The organism is Anditalea andensis, from assembly GCF_000714815.1.
Taxonomy (GTDB): domain Bacteria; phylum Bacteroidota; class Bacteroidia; order Cytophagales; family Cyclobacteriaceae; genus Anditalea; species Anditalea andensis.
This window is the reverse complement of sequence record NZ_JMIH01000018.1, coordinates 180,078-200,528: the sequence shown is the minus strand read 5'-3', so window position 1 is coordinate 200,528 and position 20,451 is coordinate 180,078. Positions and strand designations below refer to the sequence as shown.

14 protein-coding genes are annotated in these 20,451 nt (G+C 39.2%); 8 read left to right on the top strand and 6 right to left on the bottom strand.

Going from position 1 to position 20,451, the window contains the following annotated elements; all coding sequences use genetic code 11:
- Positions 1–151 precede the first annotated feature (151 nt).
- Both EL17_RS11205 and EL17_RS11200 read left to right on the top strand, forming a co-directional pair.
- Positions 152–2,422, top strand: a complete 2,271-nt coding sequence (locus EL17_RS11205; protein WP_035073940.1) for an aconitate hydratase — start codon at positions 152–154, stop codon at positions 2,420–2,422.
- A gap of 305 nt (positions 2,423–2,727) precedes the next feature.
- Positions 2,728–5,688, top strand: a complete 2,961-nt coding sequence (locus EL17_RS11200) for a PAS domain-containing hybrid sensor histidine kinase/response regulator (RefSeq protein WP_035073938.1) — start codon at positions 2,728–2,730, stop codon at positions 5,686–5,688.
- Here EL17_RS11200 and EL17_RS11195 read toward each other — a convergent pair.
- Together EL17_RS11195 and EL17_RS11190 are read right to left on the bottom strand one after the other, a co-directional pair.
- Positions 5,681–6,610 carry a tetratricopeptide repeat protein gene (locus EL17_RS11195; protein ID WP_035073935.1) on the bottom strand — a complete coding sequence of 310 codons (930 nt, stop codon included), beginning with the start codon at positions 6,608–6,610 and terminating at the stop codon, positions 5,681–5,683. The two genes, EL17_RS11200 and EL17_RS11195, sit on opposite strands and share 8 nt — an antisense overlap.
- Positions 6,607–7,683: an AI-2E family transporter gene (locus tag EL17_RS11190; RefSeq protein ID WP_035073926.1), complete on the bottom strand. Its 1,077-nt coding sequence runs from the start codon at positions 7,681–7,683 to the stop codon at positions 6,607–6,609. Before EL17_RS11190 ends, EL17_RS11195 begins: the two co-directional genes overlap by 4 nt.
- Positions 7,684–7,940: 257 nt before the next feature.
- On the opposite strand from EL17_RS11190, the gene EL17_RS11185 reads away from it, so the two are divergent.
- Complete coding sequence (locus EL17_RS11185; protein WP_035074073.1) at positions 7,941–8,936, top strand: cation diffusion facilitator family transporter; 996 nt, start codon at positions 7,941–7,943, stop codon at positions 8,934–8,936.
- A 652-nt stretch (positions 8,937–9,588) separates the two neighbouring features.
- Here EL17_RS11185 and EL17_RS11180 read toward each other — a convergent pair.
- Both EL17_RS11180 and EL17_RS11175 read right to left on the bottom strand, forming a co-directional pair.
- Complete coding sequence (locus tag EL17_RS11180) at positions 9,589–11,622, bottom strand: M3 family metallopeptidase (protein WP_035073924.1); 2,034 nt, start codon at positions 11,620–11,622, stop codon at positions 9,589–9,591.
- 129 nt (positions 11,623–11,751) lie between these two features.
- Entirely contained in the window at positions 11,752–13,104 is a 1,353-nt protein-coding gene (locus EL17_RS11175; RefSeq protein ID WP_035073922.1) for a M28 family metallopeptidase, read from the bottom strand.
- 67 nt (positions 13,105–13,171) lie between these two features.
- On the opposite strand from EL17_RS11175, the gene EL17_RS11170 reads away from it, so the two are divergent.
- A complete protein-coding gene (locus EL17_RS11170; protein WP_035073920.1) occupies positions 13,172–13,687 on the top strand; it encodes a DinB family protein in 516 nt (171 codons plus the stop codon).
- 44 nt (positions 13,688–13,731) lie between these two features.
- On the top strand, positions 13,732–14,247 hold the full coding sequence (locus tag EL17_RS11165) for an acyl-CoA thioesterase (protein WP_035073918.1): 516 nt from the start codon (positions 13,732–13,734) through the stop codon (positions 14,245–14,247).
- 2 nt (positions 14,248–14,249) lie between these two features.
- Here the strand turns inward: EL17_RS11165 and EL17_RS11160 are convergent, their stop codons facing one another.
- Positions 14,250–14,861, bottom strand: coding sequence for a DUF4230 domain-containing protein (locus EL17_RS11160; RefSeq protein ID WP_051719957.1), 612 nt, complete (start codon positions 14,859–14,861; stop codon positions 14,250–14,252).
- Positions 14,862–15,161: 300 nt separating this feature from the next.
- Here EL17_RS11160 and EL17_RS11155 point away from each other — a divergent pair, with 300 nt between their 5' ends.
- Both EL17_RS11155 and EL17_RS11150 read left to right on the top strand, forming a co-directional pair.
- Positions 15,162–16,319: an acyl-CoA dehydrogenase family protein gene (locus EL17_RS11155; protein WP_035073916.1), complete on the top strand. Its 1,158-nt coding sequence runs from the start codon at positions 15,162–15,164 to the stop codon at positions 16,317–16,319.
- A gap of 135 nt (positions 16,320–16,454) precedes the next feature.
- Entirely contained in the window at positions 16,455–18,131 is a 1,677-nt protein-coding gene (locus EL17_RS11150; protein WP_035073914.1) for an AMP-binding protein, read from the top strand.
- Between the two features lie 123 nt (positions 18,132–18,254).
- On the opposite strand, the gene EL17_RS11145 is transcribed toward EL17_RS11150, so the two are convergent.
- On the bottom strand, positions 18,255–18,788 hold the full coding sequence (locus EL17_RS11145; protein ID WP_035073912.1) for a DinB family protein: 534 nt from the start codon (positions 18,786–18,788) through the stop codon (positions 18,255–18,257).
- A 253-nt stretch (positions 18,789–19,041) separates the two neighbouring features.
- Between EL17_RS11145 and EL17_RS11140 the strand changes: the two genes are divergently transcribed.
- Positions 19,042–20,448: an exonuclease domain-containing protein gene (locus EL17_RS11140; protein ID WP_316932659.1), complete on the top strand. Its 1,407-nt coding sequence runs from the start codon at positions 19,042–19,044 to the stop codon at positions 20,446–20,448.
- Positions 20,449–20,451: the final 3 nt, after the last annotated feature.

Here is a 20,451-nt window from a genome sequence, read left to right as displayed (position 1 = left end):
CAATAGTGACATCGAGGGGTTATATTATGCTTTATACTCTTTATAAATAAGAATCAGCGGTTGAAATTGCTTCTAAAATCCCCCTATTTTTTTATCTTTGCCAGATATTAATACGCAATTAAATAAATTCTTTACATAATTCATTTCAAAAATGGCATTTGATATAGAAATGATCAAAGCAGTTTACGCTAAATTCCCACAGCGTATAGAGACTGCTAGAAAAATAGTGGGCCGACCTCTTACACTAACAGAGAAGATTCTTTATTCCCACTTATCACAAGGTGAAGCTGATCAAGGATATGAAAGAGGTATAAACTATGTGGATTTTCAGCCAGACAGGGTGGCCATGCAGGACGCTACTGCTCAGATGGCGCTCTTACAGTTTATGCAGGCGGGTAGAGACAAGGTGGCCGTACCTTCTACAGTTCACTGTGATCACCTGATTCAGGCAGAAGTAGGCGCTACTGCTGATCTGAACAAAGCAAAAGACAAGAATAAAGAAGTGTATGACTTTCTTTCTTCCGTTTCTAATAAATATGGACTTGGTTTTTGGAAGCCCGGTGCAGGGATTATCCATCAGGTAGTACTTGAAAACTATGCCTTCCCTGGAGGTATGATGATCGGTACGGATTCACATACCCCAAATGCAGGAGGTCTTGGTATGATCGCCATAGGAGTAGGTGGAGCTGATGCCTGTGATGTGATGGCTGGATTGCCATGGGAGCTAAAATTTCCTAAGCTCATCGGAGTTAAACTTACGGGTAAAATGTCTGGATGGACGGCTGCTAAAGATGTGATTTTAAAAGTAGCAGGGATCCTTACGGTAAAGGGAGGTACAGGAGCTATAGTGGAATATTTTGGAGAGGGTGCGAGATCGCTTTCAGCCACAGGCAAAGGTACTATCTGTAATATGGGTGCGGAGATAGGTGCCACCACCTCTATATTCGGATATGATGAAAAATCTGAAGAATATCTGCGTGGGACCGAGAGAGGTGATATAGCAGATTTAGCGAATACCATCAAGGAACACCTTACTGGTGACGAAGGTGTTTATGCCAATCCTGAAAATTATTTTGATCAGGTAATTGAAATCAATCTTTCAGAACTTGAACCACATATCAACGGTCCATTTACTCCGGATTTGGCCTGGCCTATATCTCAGTTTGCGGCAGCGGTGAAAGAGCATGGATGGCCTGAAAAACTGGAAGTGGGTCTGATAGGTTCATGTACCAATTCTTCCTATGAGGATATAAGCCGTGCAGCATCTTTGGCGCAGCAGGCAGTAGATAAAAAACTGAGAGCACGGTCAGAATATACCATCACGCCGGGCTCTGAGCAGGTTAGATTTACAGTAGACAGAGACGGATTCCTGGACACATTCGGTGCTATGGGCGGTGTGGTACTGGCCAATGCCTGCGGACCATGTATAGGCCAGTGGGCCAGACATGGGGCAGAGAAAAAAGAAAAGAATTCCATCATTACTTCCTTCAATAGAAACTTTGCCAAAAGAGCAGATGGCAATCCAAACACACATTCTTTTGTAGCATCTCCCGAGATCGTCACGGCTATGGCTATAGCCGGTAGCCTTAGCTTTAATCCACTCACAGATACCCTTACCAATGAGAACGGGGAGCAGGTGAAACTGGATGAGCCTACTGGTTTAGAGATGCCGGCCAAAGGGTTTGCAGTAGAGGATGCTGGATACCAGCAGCCTGCTGAAGATGGATCAAATGTCAGTGTTATCGTGGATCCGCAGTCTGACCGTTTACAGCTTTTGGATCCTTTCCAGCCATGGGAAGGTACAGATCTGAAAGGCCTTAAATTATTGATCAAAGCTAAAGGGAAGTGTACCACTGACCATATCTCCATGGCAGGCCCTTGGCTGAGGTTCAGAGGTCATCTTGATAATATATCAAACAACATGCTGATAGGGGCTATTAACGCCTTTAATGACGAAGCCAATTCGGTCAAAAACCAGCTTACCGGAGAATATGGGGAAGTTCCTGCAGTACAGCGCTATTATAAGGCCAATAATATTGGGTCAATAGTAGTAGGTGATGAGAACTATGGAGAAGGGTCTTCTAGAGAGCATGCAGCTATGGAGCCTAGGTTTTTGGGTGTGAGGGCTATATTGGTAAAATCATTTGCCCGTATACATGAGACCAACCTCAAAAAGCAGGGTATGTTGGCATTGACATTTGATAATCCTAGTGATTATGATCTTATTCAGGAAGATGATAATATTGATATCATAGGACTGGAGGAATTCTTTGCTCCTGGTACACCACTTACTGTGGTTCTGTCCCATGCAGATGGTACCTCAGATGAGATCAAAGTACAGCATACCTATAATGCTGGCCAAATCGGATGGTTTAAAGCTGGTTCTGCTTTGAATATAATCAAGGAAAATAATAAGAAATAAGTTGAATACTGATGTTTGAAATGAATAAAAAGACATGCTTAATAAGCATGTCTTTTTTTGCGTTTTAGGTGAATTATAGTAGGTGTTTTTTGGAATTTAAATCAGTTATCCATAGAAATGAAATAAATATCCAGGTGTACGGAAACCCGCATTAATACGCCCTTATGTAAAATCCGTTAATAAAGTGAATTAAATATAATTCTTTATTTCTTTGATTCAATTTTTTAACAATGCTTGTAAATTAAAAATTTTTCTGCAATTTTGTATGAAATACAAAAAAGCTATAATAAAATACAAAAAGCATTATGGAAAACAGAGGTGTTCATTTCACATTCAAAAAAATCATAGACGAATCTACGGATTTGATTTTTTTGGCTGATGGACAATACCCTTTCCAAATCTTTTACAGCAATAAGTCATTTGAAGCAGTACTGAACGAATCGGTAGTAGATAAAACACTGGTAGATTTAGGAGTAGATTTAACCGATTTTAGGGATAATCAGCGCGTTAAAATTCAGATTAAAAATCGCCATCTTTCCTTTGAATATAAACATCACCAGGGATTTGGCGAAAATTATATGCTTTTTCATAAGGGAGTTTTGGTAAAGGAACCCAATATTTCTTTAACAGATAACCTCAGTTCTTTTTTTGAAAATAGTCTGGATGTCTTTGGCGTAGGGGAAGGTACCAGTTTTACCTGGGTGAGTAATTCGGTTACTACTGTCCTGGATTATATGCCTTCTGAATTTACTGATACTAGTTTAGTATTATTTGTCCATCCAGAGGATAGAGAAGGGTTTAAAACCGAACTGAATAACTTAAAAAGCCTCAATAAGGTAGCCACCTATACCTATAGGTTTAAATCTAAATTTGGTGCGTATAAGTGGATGGAGTGGAATGTTATTTACATCCAGGATAAATTTCATGCTGTAGGGAGAGATATCCATCAGGTCAAGGAAGACCAGATCAGGCTGGACTCCCAAAACCAACTTTTTAGAATGGGGGAAGGGGCGGCAAAATTTGGTGTATGGGAAATAGACCTGAATACCTATAACACTGTGTGGAGCAGGGAAATATATGATATCCACCAGGTAGAAGAGGGAAGGGTATTCAATATTTTTGAATGGATATCATTATGCCTGCCCCAGTATCAAAGCCATTTGAAAAGTTCTTTCGGCAATTTGTTAGAAACAGGGAGGCATTTTGATATGAAGGTACAGATCTCCACCTATAATAATGAGCGGAAATGGGTGAGAATCATCGGAAAGGGAGAGATGTCAGGAAATATGATTATTAAAGCTTTTGGTACCTATCAGGATATCACTGAGGAAGAGGATATGGTAAGAGAGCTTCGTTTATATAAAGAACTTTTAGATTTGACACCTGATTCTGTTCATATTACCGATTTGGATGGGAAGCTTATTTTTCAAAACAAAGTAGCAAAGGCAAGGGCCCTAGAGGAAAGATCTGCTTCTTCCCCTGCAGTTATGAATTTTCGCGACATCGAACCGGTATTCCATAAAACTGGAGCTTGGGAAAAACATATTGATCTATTAAGAAAAAATAAGGCAATGCTTACGCTCAGTGAGCATCTGAATGATCTCAAATCTCCCGTGCAGGTGGAATTGAACACCACATTGGTCTTGATCCAAGAAAAGGAATATGTTCTGGTCATTTCCAGGGATATATCAGAAAGAATCTCTTTGGAATCCTCATTGCGAGAATCCACCAGGTTTTTGGAACGGGTGACCGATCAGATGCCCGGTGTATTGTATCAGCTAGTATTCGGAGAAGATGGGAAGCTGCATTTTCCTTATATAAGTAGTGGGATCAATAGGATATTTGGAATATCAGATGAAGAATTTGAAAAGCACGGTGGGTTTGAGGCGTTGTTAAACCGGATACATCCTAAGGATGTGGATGATTTTGTAGAAGGAATACTACAGTCTGCACAGACTTTCAAATCTTGGGATGGACAGTTTAGAATCCTCTCTCAGAATGGTGAAAAATACAAATGGGTCCAGGCTTCCTCGATACCCGAAAAACTTTCAAACGGTGAAATTACCTGGTATGGGTACTTTACGGATATAACAGATATAAAGAAAACAGAGGACAGTTTAGAAAAGGCCAAAATAGCTGCAGAAGAAGCCAATAAAACCAAGTCTGATTTTCTTTCCATGATAAGCCACGAGATCCGCACACCCTTAAATGCAATATCCGGATCAGTATACTCCATGCTTCAGGAGGCCCTACCCCAACATTTAGCTTCTTCTTTAAGTACGATAAATTTTGCTACTGAAAACCTGATTACCATCATCAATGATCTATTGGATTTTCAGAAGTTAGATTTTGGTAAACTTACATTAGAGAAGAGACCTATTCAGGTAAAGAAATTGGCCCAAATGGTGGTAGATAGCTTAACGCACCATGCTAAAGATACCGGAAACGAACTCAACCTATGGTTTGAGGGGAATATGGATATAGAAGTATTGGGGGACAAGGTCCGAATAGGGCAGATTCTGAATAACCTCATTACCAATGCGCTTAAATTTACCAAAGGTGGGAAGGTAGACGTAAAAGTGTCTAATGTGGGATTGAAGGATAATATGGTTTCGTTTTATTTTGAAGTTAAAGATACAGGAGTGGGCATACCTGCTGAATTCCATGAAAAGATCTTCCATGATTTCGAGCAGGTGAGCAATTCTTTTAGTAGGAAGTATGGTGGTACAGGGTTAGGGCTGTCTATCACTAAAAAGCTATTAACCCGGATGGATAGCACCATCTATCTTGAATCAGAAGTTGGTCAGGGAAGTAAGTTTTACTTCACCATAAATCTGGAAGTCAACACATCTGAAGCAGTACCCATAGTGAAGGATGCACCGGTGCCTCATGATCATTACAGTCCTAAGCTGAGCATATTGGTAGCAGAAGATAATGAGGTCAACGCTCTGGTATTAGGTAAGATCATTAGGCGCTGGGGATTTGACTATGACAGGGTTTCCAATGGGCTTGAGGCAGTGGATGCAGTGGGGAAAAAAAAGTATGATGTGATATTGATGGATATACAGATGCCGGTAATGAATGGCTTATTGGCTACAGAAACCATCAAATCCATCTCAAAAGTGCCTGTCATAGCACTTACTGCAGCCTCAAAAAGCGAAATAAAGGAGGAAATCCAGGAAAACGGATTTGATGGATACGTATCTAAACCGATAGATGCAGAACAACTCCTTCTCCAGATTCAGAGTCTGGTAGCTTTCAATTAAGCATATTAGCTTTTTCGAAATAGTGGGCGGCCATGGGGATGCTCGGATCTTTTTCTACCACTTCACCCAAATATTGAATGGCTTGTTCCTTTTCTGAAACCAATACATAATAAATTCCTTTATTTCTGAGCGCATATAAATTTCTGCTGTTTTGTTTCAGGCTGAAATTTATATCTTCAATCCCTTCTTCTAATTTCCCTAAAAATAGGAGATAAAGTCCACGGTTATTGTAAAAGAAGGGTTGTCGGGCATCCAGTTCTATAGCCTTTTCTATAGCGTCCAGAGCTTTCTGATATGCCTTGTCCTCAAAGGCGATCATAGATTCCAGATTGTATATATTAGGCTCCTGAGCATTGAGTGCTTTTGCTTTCTCTAGGTCAGATTTGGCTTCTTCATACCGGTGCATGTAAAAATATATGGTGGCTCTGTTTACATATAAATCTGGGTTGTTATCATCCAATTCAATGGCCATTTCAAAAGACAATAATGCTTCTTGGTGGTTTTTTAGTGCTTCCTGCGCCAATCCCTGTAAAAAATACCCATTAGCGATTTCGGGAGAAGATTTTATCATTGCTTTGGCATCTGCCAAAGCTTTATAGTTTTCACCATTGTCCAGATGAGCCATACCTCTTTGGAAATATGCTTCCAGATAAAGGGGCCGATTATTAATGGCCTGGGTAAAATCTGAAATGGCTTTTTCATAATTGGCTGTTTTGTAATAGGAGATACCTCTGTTAAAATAAGCTTCGGCATAGGTTTCATCCAGGGCCAAAGCTTCATTATAATATTTAATGGCACCCGGAAAATCATTTTCCTGGATTTTGGCATTTCCCTTAAGAAAAAAGCGTCCTTTTTTATCCTCAGCAGTATCACAGCTGAATAAACATAAGGTGATAATAGGGATAAGCAATAATCTGATCATTTTTCAATAGGTGTTTTGATTAGTTTTTTTTCCTCACCAAACAGATGGGCGAAAGGTTCTGCTGACGGAATGAGTTCAAAGGTCCTTTTTAATATAGCCATGATGGGGATTATCAAAATCATTCCCACCACTCCCCATATGGCCCCGCCCACCAGCAGTCCCACAAAGGTAATCAAAGCATTGAGCTGTACATTACTGCCTACTATTTTTGGTGTCAAAAAGTTGCTTTCGATCATCTGTATGAATGTAAAGAGCGCCACTACAGCTAAAGGAGTAAATAGACTGTCAGTAGTTAGAAACGAAAAGGTAAAAGGCAGGATGGCTCCCAGAAATGGCCCCAGATAAGGGATAATATTTAAAAGAGCGGCAAATAGTCCAAAGAATAGGGCATGCTTCACACCGAGTGCATATAAAGCTGCTGTATTCAATACGGCCAATATAGCCATTACCTTAAACATCCCTAATATATAATACTGCACTACTTTCCTGATAGAATGGAGTTCTTCCTGTACGGCACCCTCTTTGCGCCGATCAAAGAATTTAGCTACAAATACACTTAAATGATCCCTATAGATCAGGAAAAAAAATATAAATACAGGGACCAATATGACTCCGGCGAGAGAGCCTATGGCATTGAGTACAAAATCCGATAAGGCGGCACTATTGGACTGGAGAAACTGCCCAATCTGATCTCTTTCTATGCCTCCCCCAAAGCCGGTCTCAATTCCCAGATTTGATGTTAAAAATACATTAATTCGGTCAAGGTAAAAATTGAGCCTCTGATCTACACCTTCCAGGTCTGCTGTGAAGCCTTTCACCTGAACGATCACAGTATGAATGATGCCTACGATAATCGCAATGGCTGCCAGCAGGGACAATACTGCACTGATTGTCCTGGGGATTTTGCGTGCTTCCATCCAGTTACAGACAGGCGTCATGAGCATGGCTATATATCCTGCCAAAAACACCGGGATAAGAATAGCTCTGCCCGTGATCAGAATAAAGACTATAATAATGATCAGAACGGTAATGGAGAGTACTTTTAAGTAACCTGGAAGTTCTATTTTTCCCATGGAGGTGAAGGAAGATTGGTGGTAGATGATGATAAGGCTTTATATTGTTAACCATACTTATGGTCTTTTATATGTATCTATAGATACTGAGATGGCTTAAGCTAAATGTCGGCCAATTTGTTTGGAATGATCCGTCCTTGGTGGATTTATTTTTTCTTTCAACTTGTTTAATTAACATATAGGGTATTTTAGTGCATCCTATTGATTAAATATATTTTGTAGCTTTGGACTTTTATTACCTTTTAACAGATAAAGTGTTGCAAAATAAAAAAAGGAACTGGATAGTAGCTTCTTTTATCATTAGCGTGGTACTGCTAATCCTGAAGTTTTATTCTTACTATATAACAAATTCCACCGCTATACTCACTGATGCTTTAGAAAGTATAGTGAATGTAGTAGCATCTGGTTTTGCATTCTATAGCATATACCTCAGTTCAATCCCAAAAGATACCAATCATCCCTATGGCCATGGAAAGATCGAGTTTTTTAGTGCAGGGATTGAGGGTGTTCTTATTATATTGGCTGGTATATTTATCATTTATCAGTCTGTTTACAATTTCTTTTTTATAGAGGATTTAGATAGTTTGCCCATAGGTATTGTCATAATAGCTTTCAGTGGTATAATAAACGGCTTATTGGGATATTTTTTAATAAAAAATGGAAGAGAACTAAATAGCCTTACCCTGGAAGCAGATGGGAAGCATATCATGACAGATGCTTTTAGCAGTGCGGTTCTGGTCATAGGGGTAAGTATAATTTATTTTACGGGTTACTATATACTGGACAGTTTCTTTTCCTTGGTTTTTGCCATATACATCATTTATACAGGTTATTTTTTAGTTAGGAAATCGGTAGCGGGCCTAATGGATGAAGCAGATCCTTTGGCTATGGATGCGGTAGTTTATACACTTAAGAAGCATAGAAAAAACAACTGGATAGACATCCATAATATGCGTGTACAGCAATATGGTACCGATAGACACATAGATTTACATTTGACGTTGCCCTATTATTTTGATCTTAAAATGGTACATGATGAAGTAGAATCCGTCGAGAATGTCCTAGAAGATGAAATGCGTGGATATGTAGAAGTATTTGTCCATGCCGATCCATGTGTTCCCTCCCAATGTTGCCATTATTGTCAGGTAGAAAATTGTGCTGTTAGACAGGAACCTCTACAAAAAAAGATCACTTGGGACATCATCAACCTGACCAAAAACCAAAAGCACTACCACGAATATTCGAAAAAATAAGATTTTAGCGCTGCGGCTATACTTGTTTTTTTAGCAAGCTGTTTCTTCATGAACATCAAATATGCAATTTGATCTCTTTCATTTCCAACTGTTTTATGCCTACTGAGTAACCTTATTTTTATCCCTTATTATACTAACCATGATTGAATAGCAGTGTTGCTTTTTTAATAAACATTTTAAAACGCTTCGCTATAAAAAAATATTGTTTAAACCGCTATTTTATTTTTGTTTAATAATATTTAAAAATGGTATAAATTTCTTTGTGTACTATAATAAATATTATATATTTTGTAAAAATTATTTTATATTTAATGTATATTTGTTTAGAATGGCAAGCAAGATTTAATTCATTTTCAAGGGTTTACAGAAAAATGAATTGAAAATGTATTAATAGATTTGTATCTTGCATACAGATACAATAATTTTATATCAAATGAATGAGGACAAACAATTTCGGATTATGATAGCTGTATCGGCTGTCATTTGGGCAGTGATCGTTGGAATCATTATAGTTATATAAGGTTCTATGCACAAAGAGTCTTTGGGATTCCTATGCTTACGATTCTTTTGAAGATAGGGTAGGAATAAAAAATAATTGCTGGAGGGAAGACCCCTCCAGCATTGTTTTTTCTAGATATGGATATTTTTTACACTATTCCCTTACCAGTCCTGCCCTTTTCAGTAAGGCATCTGGTTTTGGTTCTCTTCCGCGGAAATTTTTATATAACTTCATAGGGTGCTTACTTCCCCCTGCAGATAAAATGTGAAGTTTAAATGCATCTGCTACATCCTTATCGAAAATTCCTTTTTCCTGAAACAGTTCATATGCATCAGCATCCAGTACTTCGGCCCATTTATAACTATAATAACCGGCAGCATAACCTCCCTGGAAGATATGTGAAAAGGAAGTGCTCATTAATGTCCCTTCCAAAGGATGTAAAAGTTCGGTTGCTGACATGGTTACCTTTTCAAAACGAGGTATATCTTCTATTTCGGATATATCGCAACTATGGTAGGCCATATCCAATAATCCAAAACTGATCTGACGCATGGTCTGGTATCCTTGGTGGAAATTACTCGAAGCTTTGATCTTATCAATAAGTTCGGCAGGAATCTTTTCTCCGGTCTCATAGTGCGCAGCAAATAAATCAAGGCACTCTTTTTCATAGCACCAGTTTTCAAAGATCTGGGAAGGCAATTCCACAAAATCCCAAAATACGCTGGTTCCTGATAAAGATTCATATTTAGTATCCGCCAGCATTCCATGAAGGGCATGTCCAAATTCGTGGAATAGGGTAGTCACCTCATTGAACGTCAATAGGGATGGCTGCGATTTTGTCGGTTTGGTAAAATTGCAGACAATGCTGACATGCGGCCTTTGTTCTTTTCCCCCCACATTTTTTTGGCCCCTATAACTTGTCATCCACGCCCCGTTTCTTTTTCCGGGACGCGGAAAAAAATCAGCATAGAATACGGCCACATGCCTGCCTTCTGTATCAGTGACTTCATAGGCAGTGACATCAGTATGATAAACAGGGATTTTGTCATTTTGGACAAACTTGAGGCCAAATAGTTTACCTGCTGTCGCAAATACACCATTTACTGTGTTTTCCAATTTAAAATAGGGACGGAGCAGTTCATCATCTACCTGAAATTTCTCTTTCTTCAGCTTCTCTGCATAATATCCAAAGTCCCATTTTTCCAATCTGTCAATTTGATGGAGCTTTTTGGCAAATGCTTCAAGCTCATTCACTTCTTGCTGGGCGTGGGGCTTAGCCTTCTCCAGAAGGTCATAAAGAAAAGACAAGACGGCATCAGGGCTTTTGGCCATTCTTTCTTCTAATACAAAGTCAGCATACTTTTGGTATCCGAGTAGTTTTACCCTCTCATTTTTTAATCTTATAATAGATTGGATGATCGATTTATTATCCAACTCATCGCCTTTAGAAGCTTTCGTGTTATAAGCTATAAAAAGTTCTTTTCTGAGTTCCCTGTTATGGGCATAGGTCATGAAAGGTATATAACTCGGATAAGCCAAGGTAATGATCCATTTGCCTTCTTTTTGCTTTTCGGCAGCTAACTGAGATGCGGCTTCTTTGATCGGTCCAGGAAGTCCGTCCAGCTGCTCCTCATTATCGAGCACCATTTCATATTTGTTGGTTTCTTCCAGTACGTTTTCACCGAAGTGAAGGCTTAGTTGGGATAGCTCTTTGTCTATTTCCCTTAATTTCAACTTATCTTCCTCACCCAGGTTTGCCCCATTTCTCACAAATGACTTGTAGGTCTTTTCTATAAGGGTAAGCTGCTCCTCATCGAGGTCGAGCGAGTCCTTTTGTTGGTAAACTGCTTGAACTTTTTCAAATAATTCCTTATCCAGTAATATGTCGTTACTGTGGGCCGTAAGCAAAGGGGATATGTCCCTGGCTAGTTTTTGGATTTCTTCTGATGTTTCTGCCGCATTAAGGTTGAAGAATATAGCACTGACCACATTCAGTCTTTCTCCGGCTCCGTCCAATGCTTCAATGGTATTTTGAAAGGTAGGCTTATCAGTAGCTTTGATGGCATTGATTTCCTTTTTGGATAGTGCGATGGCTTCTTCTATCGCTGGGAGAAAATGTGCTGTTTTTATGCGGTCAAATGGAGGTGTTTCAAAAGGGGTATCAAACTGTAAAAGAAGAGGGTTCATATTTAAATAATATTTATTTTAAAATTTAACAGTAAATCAAAAAACTAACACCAATAGATTCGTATTAGTTGACAGATTAAATAAAAAAGGTCGATTTCCATCTGCGTTTTATTTATCCGGTCGATTCAGTTACCTTCTCAATGGTACAGGAAAAACAGGTAGACTTTCATGTCCATCATCACCTACCGCCTGTACCGCAAAAAAGTAATTGTCTTTAGAATATGGAAGGTTATATTCAGTGCCGGTTGTGAAAAACTTTTTTTGCCAGTTCGGCTGATCTGTTTCACGCATCAGTACATAATATCCTTTTGCATTACCATTATTAGGGGCATTCCATTTTAAAGATGAGGTATTGGATAATTTACTTACATCTATCCCCACGTTTTCTGGTGAGGCCGGAGCCATGGCCAAATTGGCAAGGGTGGCCAAATTCACCCCTGCTATTTTTTTGACATAATGGAAGTCTACAAATTCTGGAAGATCCCCATATTGGATACCATTTTCTACCCGCACATTTTCATGCTGTTGGTAATAATTTTCGTTGTATTCACACATCCTGATAGCTGTAAACCCTTCTCTTGCAAATGGGGTGTGGTCTCCACCTCGCAGGAATCGGTCATTTCGGTAAACGAGCTTTACTTCCAGCTGATCCACATACCTTTCACCTACTTCTTTGATGTATCGGGCCAATTGTCTTGATTTGCTGTCATTTTCCCCATTAGTAGATCTGCGCAGGGCTGCCATTTCCTCGGTTTCCATCAGAGGAATGCCTTCACTGAATACCCTCATGCGGGTATTATCATTAAGATGCGTCTCGCTAGAGAAACTGTTTCCTATCATATCATTATTGAGCATAGCCACCAGGTTCCAGTTTTGTTCTTTGGCTTTTTTGGCCAGGTGGGTAGCACCGATCAACCCCTGTTCTTCCCCTGATACCGCTACAAAAATGATGGTGGCGGGAAAGTTCCTTTTGCTCATGATTCTGGCCAGTTCTATCACAGCAGCTACTCCGGATCCATCATCATTTGCACCCGGAGCATCGATTTCAGCATCCATCACATCCAATGCCCTGCTGTCCAGGTGTCCGCTGATGATGAATACACGGTCGTCGTTGGGGTCAGTACCGCGGAGCGTAGCCATCACATTGCCTATATTGACATTTTCCGGGATCCTTCTGTTATCCGCCTCTACCTGAAACCTATCTATTTCAGAGGTGAGCCTTCCTCCAGATTCAGCCTCGAAAGATTTAAATTGGCGGAGAACCCATTCCTGAGAGGGTTCTATACCCCGATCAGGACCTTGGGTACCGCTTAGGGTATGCCGTGTACCGAATCCTACCATTTCTAAAACGTATTTTTCTAGATTTTCAGCTTTGATTTCATTAACCATGGCTTCTATTTCGCTGTCTCTATTGATAGAAACGGTCTGGGCTGAGCCAAGAGTAGATGAGAAAAATGCCAGCAGTATCAATATATTTTTCATATTATTCTCTTAAAGATTTTGAATGATTAAATTTAAGCATCTTTATTTATTCGTAAAGCATTCTTATATGAACGACACCGTGAAGCCTAAATATGGCGAATATGATCCGTTTTATGAAAAGTACGTCAGTTATTCTCATGGAAAGGATATAATCGGATTAATTTACGCCCAGATAGATGAGCTGGAAGATATTCTAGCAAACAAAAGTGATGATTGGTTCTTAATACCCTATCAGGAGGGGAAATGGACACCCAAAGAGCTTATAGGTCATGTGATAGATACAGAAAGAATATTTGCCTTCAGGTGCCTTTCTTTGGCTAGAGGTGAACGGGGGACCATACCTGGTTTTGATGAAAATGATTATGTGAAAATGGCACATTTTAACGATATTCCAGTTAAGGAACTGATGGAGGATTTCCGTGTATCCAGGCTTTCTCTGCGCTCTATGATCCGACATTTTTCTGAACGTGATTTTATGAGGCAGGGTACCGTGAACGGGAATGTGATGTCTTCCAGGGCTTGCTTAGCGATCATCATTGGCCATTTCAATCACCATATGGACGTTATAAAGGAAAGGTATTGATTATCCAAAAGTTAGCTGATTAATCATAGAAAAAAGAAAATTACATGTTTGAATTTGATCCAGAAAAACACTATCCAAAAGAAACTGAAAGCCGTATAGTAGTCAGGTTTCAGGATTGTGATCCATTGCAGCATTTAAACAATGCTAAATATTTTGATTATTACTTTAACGCACGGGAAGACCAGGTCCCTAAGTTATATGGTGTGGAAATGATGGATTTTATCAGAAAATATAAATCCACATGGGTCATATATAATCACAATATCAGCTATGTGCGGCCTGCTAGGGTAGGAGAGTGGGTAAGGATCATGTCACGGGTATTATGGCATGACCATAATACAGCTGTCATCGAATATTATATGACGGATGATGATCGACGTGAGCTGAAAAATCTGATGTGGACCACCCTGAAATATGTCACGATAGCAGAGGGGAAAGTGGCTGATCATCAGGGGGCAGTAATAGATTATCTCAAGGCCATTTCTTTACAGATGGATATAAGCGATATGACTATAGCTCATAGAGTGAAGACTATTAAAGCTTATTTACAAAAAGGATGATTTTATTTTAAGTTCAGCAGTATTTCTTCTGATTCTATAGGTCGGTCATTATAAACCAAAGTCCATCCCATAGTACTTGTAAGGAGGTAGATTCTCTGTAGTTCGGCTATAAAATTAGCACGAGCCCTTTCTTTTAGATCTGACTGGTTTACTTTTTCTTCTATGATTTGATGGACTGTAGTTTTTATTTTATTGTAATCAGCTGCTGTAAACTGGTTAAAATAATCCTGGGAGATATCATAATATTCTATTTCCGGATAAATATTGACTTCTTCTTCTGGAATGGAATGTATGATAACGCTCCTAGAGTTTTCATCCACTTCAGTTTGAAGTAGTCTCATGTCATAGGAGACGGTAACTTTAGAATTTATGATCACCAGCGCCTTTTTACTGGCCGGAAATATACGTAGGTAGTTCTGCCTTGTGTTTTTATAATTAAGGACCTGGGAATAGTTTCCTTCCACGACCACGAGTTTGCCTACATTGTTGATTTGCTCTCTGATAATGGATGAGTTTACTTCTACCTGTTCACTTTTGGCCTGTTGACCTATCCATAAGTAAATTCCAAGTACTGCCAATAAGGTAATTCCTATTCCGAAAATAAAAGGCTTCATTTAGTAGGTGATGATGTTAAGGGTTTGATGTTCCCAGAATATTTGAGGTTTAAACATACCTATGTCTAAAAAGATTCTTCGTTCTGCTACCTGATGATGTTAATATTACTAAATCCATTGAAGAAGCTTTGGTCTAAATTTAAAGGCTATATTAAACATTAATGTTTTATATATACTTGTAAAGCTATAGGCGAAATGCTAATTTTAATTTTTAGTTAGAGCTTTGCAATAACCGTTCTTAACTGATCATTCCCAAAATAAACAATTTTAATCGGAAACTTAAAATAAACCCAGTATACTATGTTTGGATTGCCCAGGACAATATTCCATGAGGAGCATGAAATGTTCCGCCAGTCACTTAAAGATTATATAGCTAAAGAAATCACCCCGTACAATGCGGAGTGGGAAAAAAACAAAATGGTCTCACGGGAATCATGGCAAAAGCTAGGAGAGAATGGTTTTTTATGTCTTCAGGCACCAGAGGAGTATGGGGGATTGAACATACAGGATTTTCGGTATAATGCTATATTCACAGAAGAACTCGGTTTGAGTGGGTGTTCTGGCCCGGCGATAGGTTATCCGCTGCACAGTGATATAGTTTTACCTTATATCTTACATTATGGGACGGAATTAGCTAGGGAGAAATATATACCCAAAATGATAAGCGGCCACTACATTTCCGCTGTGGCCATGACTGAGCCAGGTGCAGGCAGTGATCTGCAGAATATACGGGCCACCGCTGAGGACAATGGAGACCACTACCTGATCAATGGTTCCAAAACTTTTATTACTAACGGATATCTATCAGATGTAGTGGTAGTGGCAGCAAAAACAGACCCTACCAAAGGAGCCAAGGGGATAAGCTTGTTTATCGTGGATAATAAAATGGAAGGCTTTACCAAGGGTGTTCCTTTTGAAAAAGTAGGCCTTCATGCACAGGATACCTGTGAGCTTTTTTTTGAAGATGTAAAGGTACCAAAATCCAATCTACTCGGAAATGTAGGGGAAGGATTTAAATACCTGATGACAGAACTGGCTCAAGAGAGGCTGATAGTCTCATTGGCAGCACTATCTCTTGCAGAATTTACGCTGAAGACCACGATAGAATATGTAAAAAGCAGACCTGCGTTTGGCAAAACAGTAGCAGATTTTCAGAATTCTAGGTTCAAACTGGCTGAAATGGCGGCTAAACTGGAGCAGGCGAGAATCTATTGTGATCAGCTGGTAATGCTCCACAATGATAAAAAAGTAGATGCAGCGATGTCTTCAGCAGCCAAATACATGATGACTGAACTGCAGTGTGAGGTAGCCGATGAATGTGTACAGCTTCATGGCGGCTATGGCTATATGTGGGAATATCCTGTGGCAAGGGCTTATGCAGATGCCCGGGTACAGCGGATATATGCCGGGACCAATGAAATCATGAAAGAACTGATCGCCAGAAAAATACTGAGCTGATTGAATGAACATTTTGCTCAAAAAACCACTTTTCTATATCAGAGAAGTGGTTTCTTTTTTTAACAGGAGAATTATTATATCTTAGTATGAATTAAATTAACCTGAATCATTACCTTAAATCCAAAATATAAAAATATGCAAGACTACCCGTGGTTTAAACATTACCCGCCTTCGGTATCTAAAGAAGTTGATGTAAACGCCTATAACAGCCTGGTGGATCTTTTTGAAGAAAGTGTCAAAAAATACGGCAATGCAATAGCCTATGAATGCATGGGCAAAAAATTAACATTTAAAGAAGTTGATGAGTATTCTATCAATTTTGCAGCTTATCTTCAGAATGAGCTGAAGATGAAAAAAGGAGACAGGATAGCCATACAGATGCCCAATCTTCTTCAATATCCAGTGGTGATGTTTGGGGCTTTAAGAGCCGGGCTTATAGTCGTGAATACCAACCCCCTGTATACCCCCTCCGAAATGAAGCACCAGTTCAATGATGCAGGGGTGGATGCGATAGTAATCCTGGCCAATTTTGCGGCTAATCTACAGGAAATCCGGAATGAAATAAATGCCAAACATATTATTATCTCACAGATAGGAGATATGCTGGGTGCACTGAAAGGCGGTATAGTCAATCTAGTGGTCAAACATATAAAAAAAATGGTTCCAGATTACCAACTGGATAATGTACATGCATTTAAGCATGCCATAGCCTCTGGAAGCAAAAGTACCTTTAGACGGCAGGAAATGATCGCTTCAGATTCAGCATTTCTGCAATATACCGGGGGGACCACAGGTTTATCAAAAGGCGCTGAGCTTACCCATGCTAATATCATTGCCAATATGCAACAAATATCTGCATGGATGACGCCAAAATTAAAAGAGCATAAGGAAGTGGTCATTACCGCCCTGCCTTTGTATCACATTTTTGCTTTAACGGTTAATTGTTTGGCAATGCTTAAAATAGGAGCTCATAATGTATTGATAACCAATCCGCGTGACATGCCGGCTTTTATAAAAGAATTAGGTAAACATAAGTTTACGGTCATTACAGGGGTGAACACTTTATTTAATGGATTATTGAATCAGGAGGCTTTCAGGAATTTAGATTTCAGTGCTTTAAAGATAGCGGTAGGAGGGGGAATGGCCGTTCAGGAATCGGTAGCCCAAAAATGGCAAAAAGTCACCGGAACGCCCATTGCAGAAGGATATGGCCTCACTGAAACCTCTCCAGTAGCTACCTGTAATCCCATAGACGGTACAGAACAACTTGGTACCATAGGAATCCCACTGCCGAATACCGACATCAAAATTATCGATGACGAGGGTAATGAAGTAGGGGCCGGAGAGAAAGGAGAGCTTTGTATCAAAGGTCCACAGGTGATGAAGGGATATTGGAACAAGCCTGAAGAAACCCAACATGTATTTGATGGACCTTGGTTTAAAACGGGAGATATCGCTGTTATCATGGATACCGGATTTGTGAAGATCGTAGATAGAAAAAAAGAAATGATACTGGTATCAGGTTTCAATGTCTATCCAAATGAAGTGGAGAATGTAATAGCCAGCCATGAGAAGGTGCTGGAGGTAGGGGTTATAGGTCAGGCAGATGATAAATCTACCGAAAAAGTGATAGCTTACGTAGTTCCTAAAGATAAATCGGTCACTGCAGAGGAAATTATCGCTTTTACCAAAAAAGAACTAACCAATTATAAAATACCCAAAGAAGTATATTTTGTAGATGAATTGCCTAAATCTAATGTGGGTAAAATTTTAAGAAGGAAAATCAAGGAAATTCACGAAAATAAAAGTTAAAGGATACTGGGTTTCTTGCCCGGATCGGTATGGTTAGACGATCTAATTTTTATACGTATCAGCAGCGCGATAAACTATAAATACACATTTTAAATGAAAACTGTTCTATTTATCGTATAGTTTTCATTTAAAATGTTTTTTTACCTCCATAGCTTGATTAAGGTGACGTTTTTCATGTGTGACGATGATTTCGATAGCTTTATCCAGGGAATAGCTTATCAGTTTATTAGCAGGTGAATGGATGATTTTATCTTTACCTAATAAGGGTTCTAGTTTTTGGATCCATTCCGCCAGCTCTGATTGATGAATGGTGAATAGTGTGAATATATCTTGGTCTGGAAACAGGTTGACAGGTTCCCATTTGGGGAAAGTTTTAATTCTTTTATTTCTGTCCTCCCTCACAGCGTTCAATATTAAATTACCAAATAAATTGTTTATATAAGAGAACCTACTTGACCATGAGGGGATAAAAGTTTTAGCAATGAGCTGTGAAAAAATAGGGAAATAGGATTGATTGAATACAATTAAGTGATGCATGTTTTCAGCTATCGACCATGTTTGGTCAGAAGGTTTGAACAGAAGCTGTTCAGGTGTGCAATCGCCAAATTCAGCTTTGAAATTTTTAGTGTTGAGGTTGATTGCGGATATCCAATCCATAATGTTTGGTTTAAAGGTTTGGTCTATGCTGCCTATAAAGCTAGCCGGTATCAGTTTAATGCTCTGTTCACCCGTTACAGCTATTGATGTATAGGCAGCACAATAAATATTGAAAGCTCATAAGGGTACCTTATCAAATATAAAGGTTGGAATTCTGAAAATGAGTATAAAATTTAAAAGATTTTAAAATATCAGTGTTGATTTAATTTCAAAATAAGTTTACCAAAAAGGGATAAACATACGTTATCTTTACATGATGCGCTATGCAATAGTTGATATAGAAACTACCGGAGGGGTATCCCAAAATGGGGGGATTACAGAAGTGGCGGTGATCATTCATGATGGTACGCAGATTACAGATACTTACCAGACATTAATCAATCCAGGGCGCGCTATACCCGGGTTTATTACAGGGCTTACCGGCATATCCAATGAAATGGTAGAGGGAGCACCATTTTTCCATGAAATAGCCGAGGATTTACTGTTGCTATTAAAGGATAAAGTTTTCGTGGCCCATAACGTAAATTTTGATTTCAATTTTTTACATTTAGAATTTCAGAACGTTGGGTTAAATTTCACGGTGCCTAAATTATGCACAGTGAAACTGAGCCGAAAGATTTTCCCCGGAGTACGATCATATAGTTTGGGGTCCATTTGTTCTTACCTTGGTATCCAGATAACAGACAGACATCGTGCCTATGGTGACGCTTTGGCTACGGCACATCTTTTTACACTTATTTGTGAGAGGGACCAAGACCATGTGGTTCATAAATCTTTACATAAAAATTCAGGGGAAACCTTTTTGCCCCCACATATCAGCAAGGAAAAATATGATGCATTGCCTAAGAAACCTGGTATATACTATTTTTATGATAAAAATAACCAAGTGATATATGTGGGTAAAGCCATAAATATTCAGAGCAGGTTTAAAGGCCATTTTACCGGCAAAAACAAAACTGATTTGAAGACTGACATTTATGATGTCAGCTATGAGCTGGCGGGAAGTGAATTTTTGGCACTGCTGCTGGAAGCACTGGAAATCAAAAGACTATGGCCGAAATATAACCGATCACAAAAAGTAAAATCCGTATCGTGGGGAGTTTATCAATATGAAGACGGACAGGGGTACATCAGGTTCCAGGTAAGTAAGCTGCTTAAAGGTCATAAACCGTTGGTAAGTTTTGTGTCGCATGCTGAAGCTTGGTCATATTTATTGGCTGGAGTGGCTTCATTTAACTTATGCCCAAAGCTTAGTGGAATTCAGAAAACTCCCCGGGCCTGTTATGATCATCCTATAGGTAGGTGCCAAGGAGCCTGTGCCGGAGAAGAGTCTTCTGTGTTATATAATCTCAAAGCCAAAAACTGGATTGATTCAATTTTCAATAATTCTGGCCAACTACTTATAAAAGAAGAAGGAAGACACCCGCAGGAAAAAGCGGCTATACTTTTTGAAGGCGGTATATTAAAAGCATATGGCTTCATAGATAGTCAGGCCGATATCCACAACTTGGAAGACCTGTCCGGTTATCTGAAATCAGTAAAGCCGGTCAACGAAACCCATCATATTTTACAATCTTTTCTCAGCCGTAAGAAAATGGATATGGTGTTGGTTAAAGAAAATCTATTGGGAGATACCCCTCTTGACCAAAATTATTGCTAATCA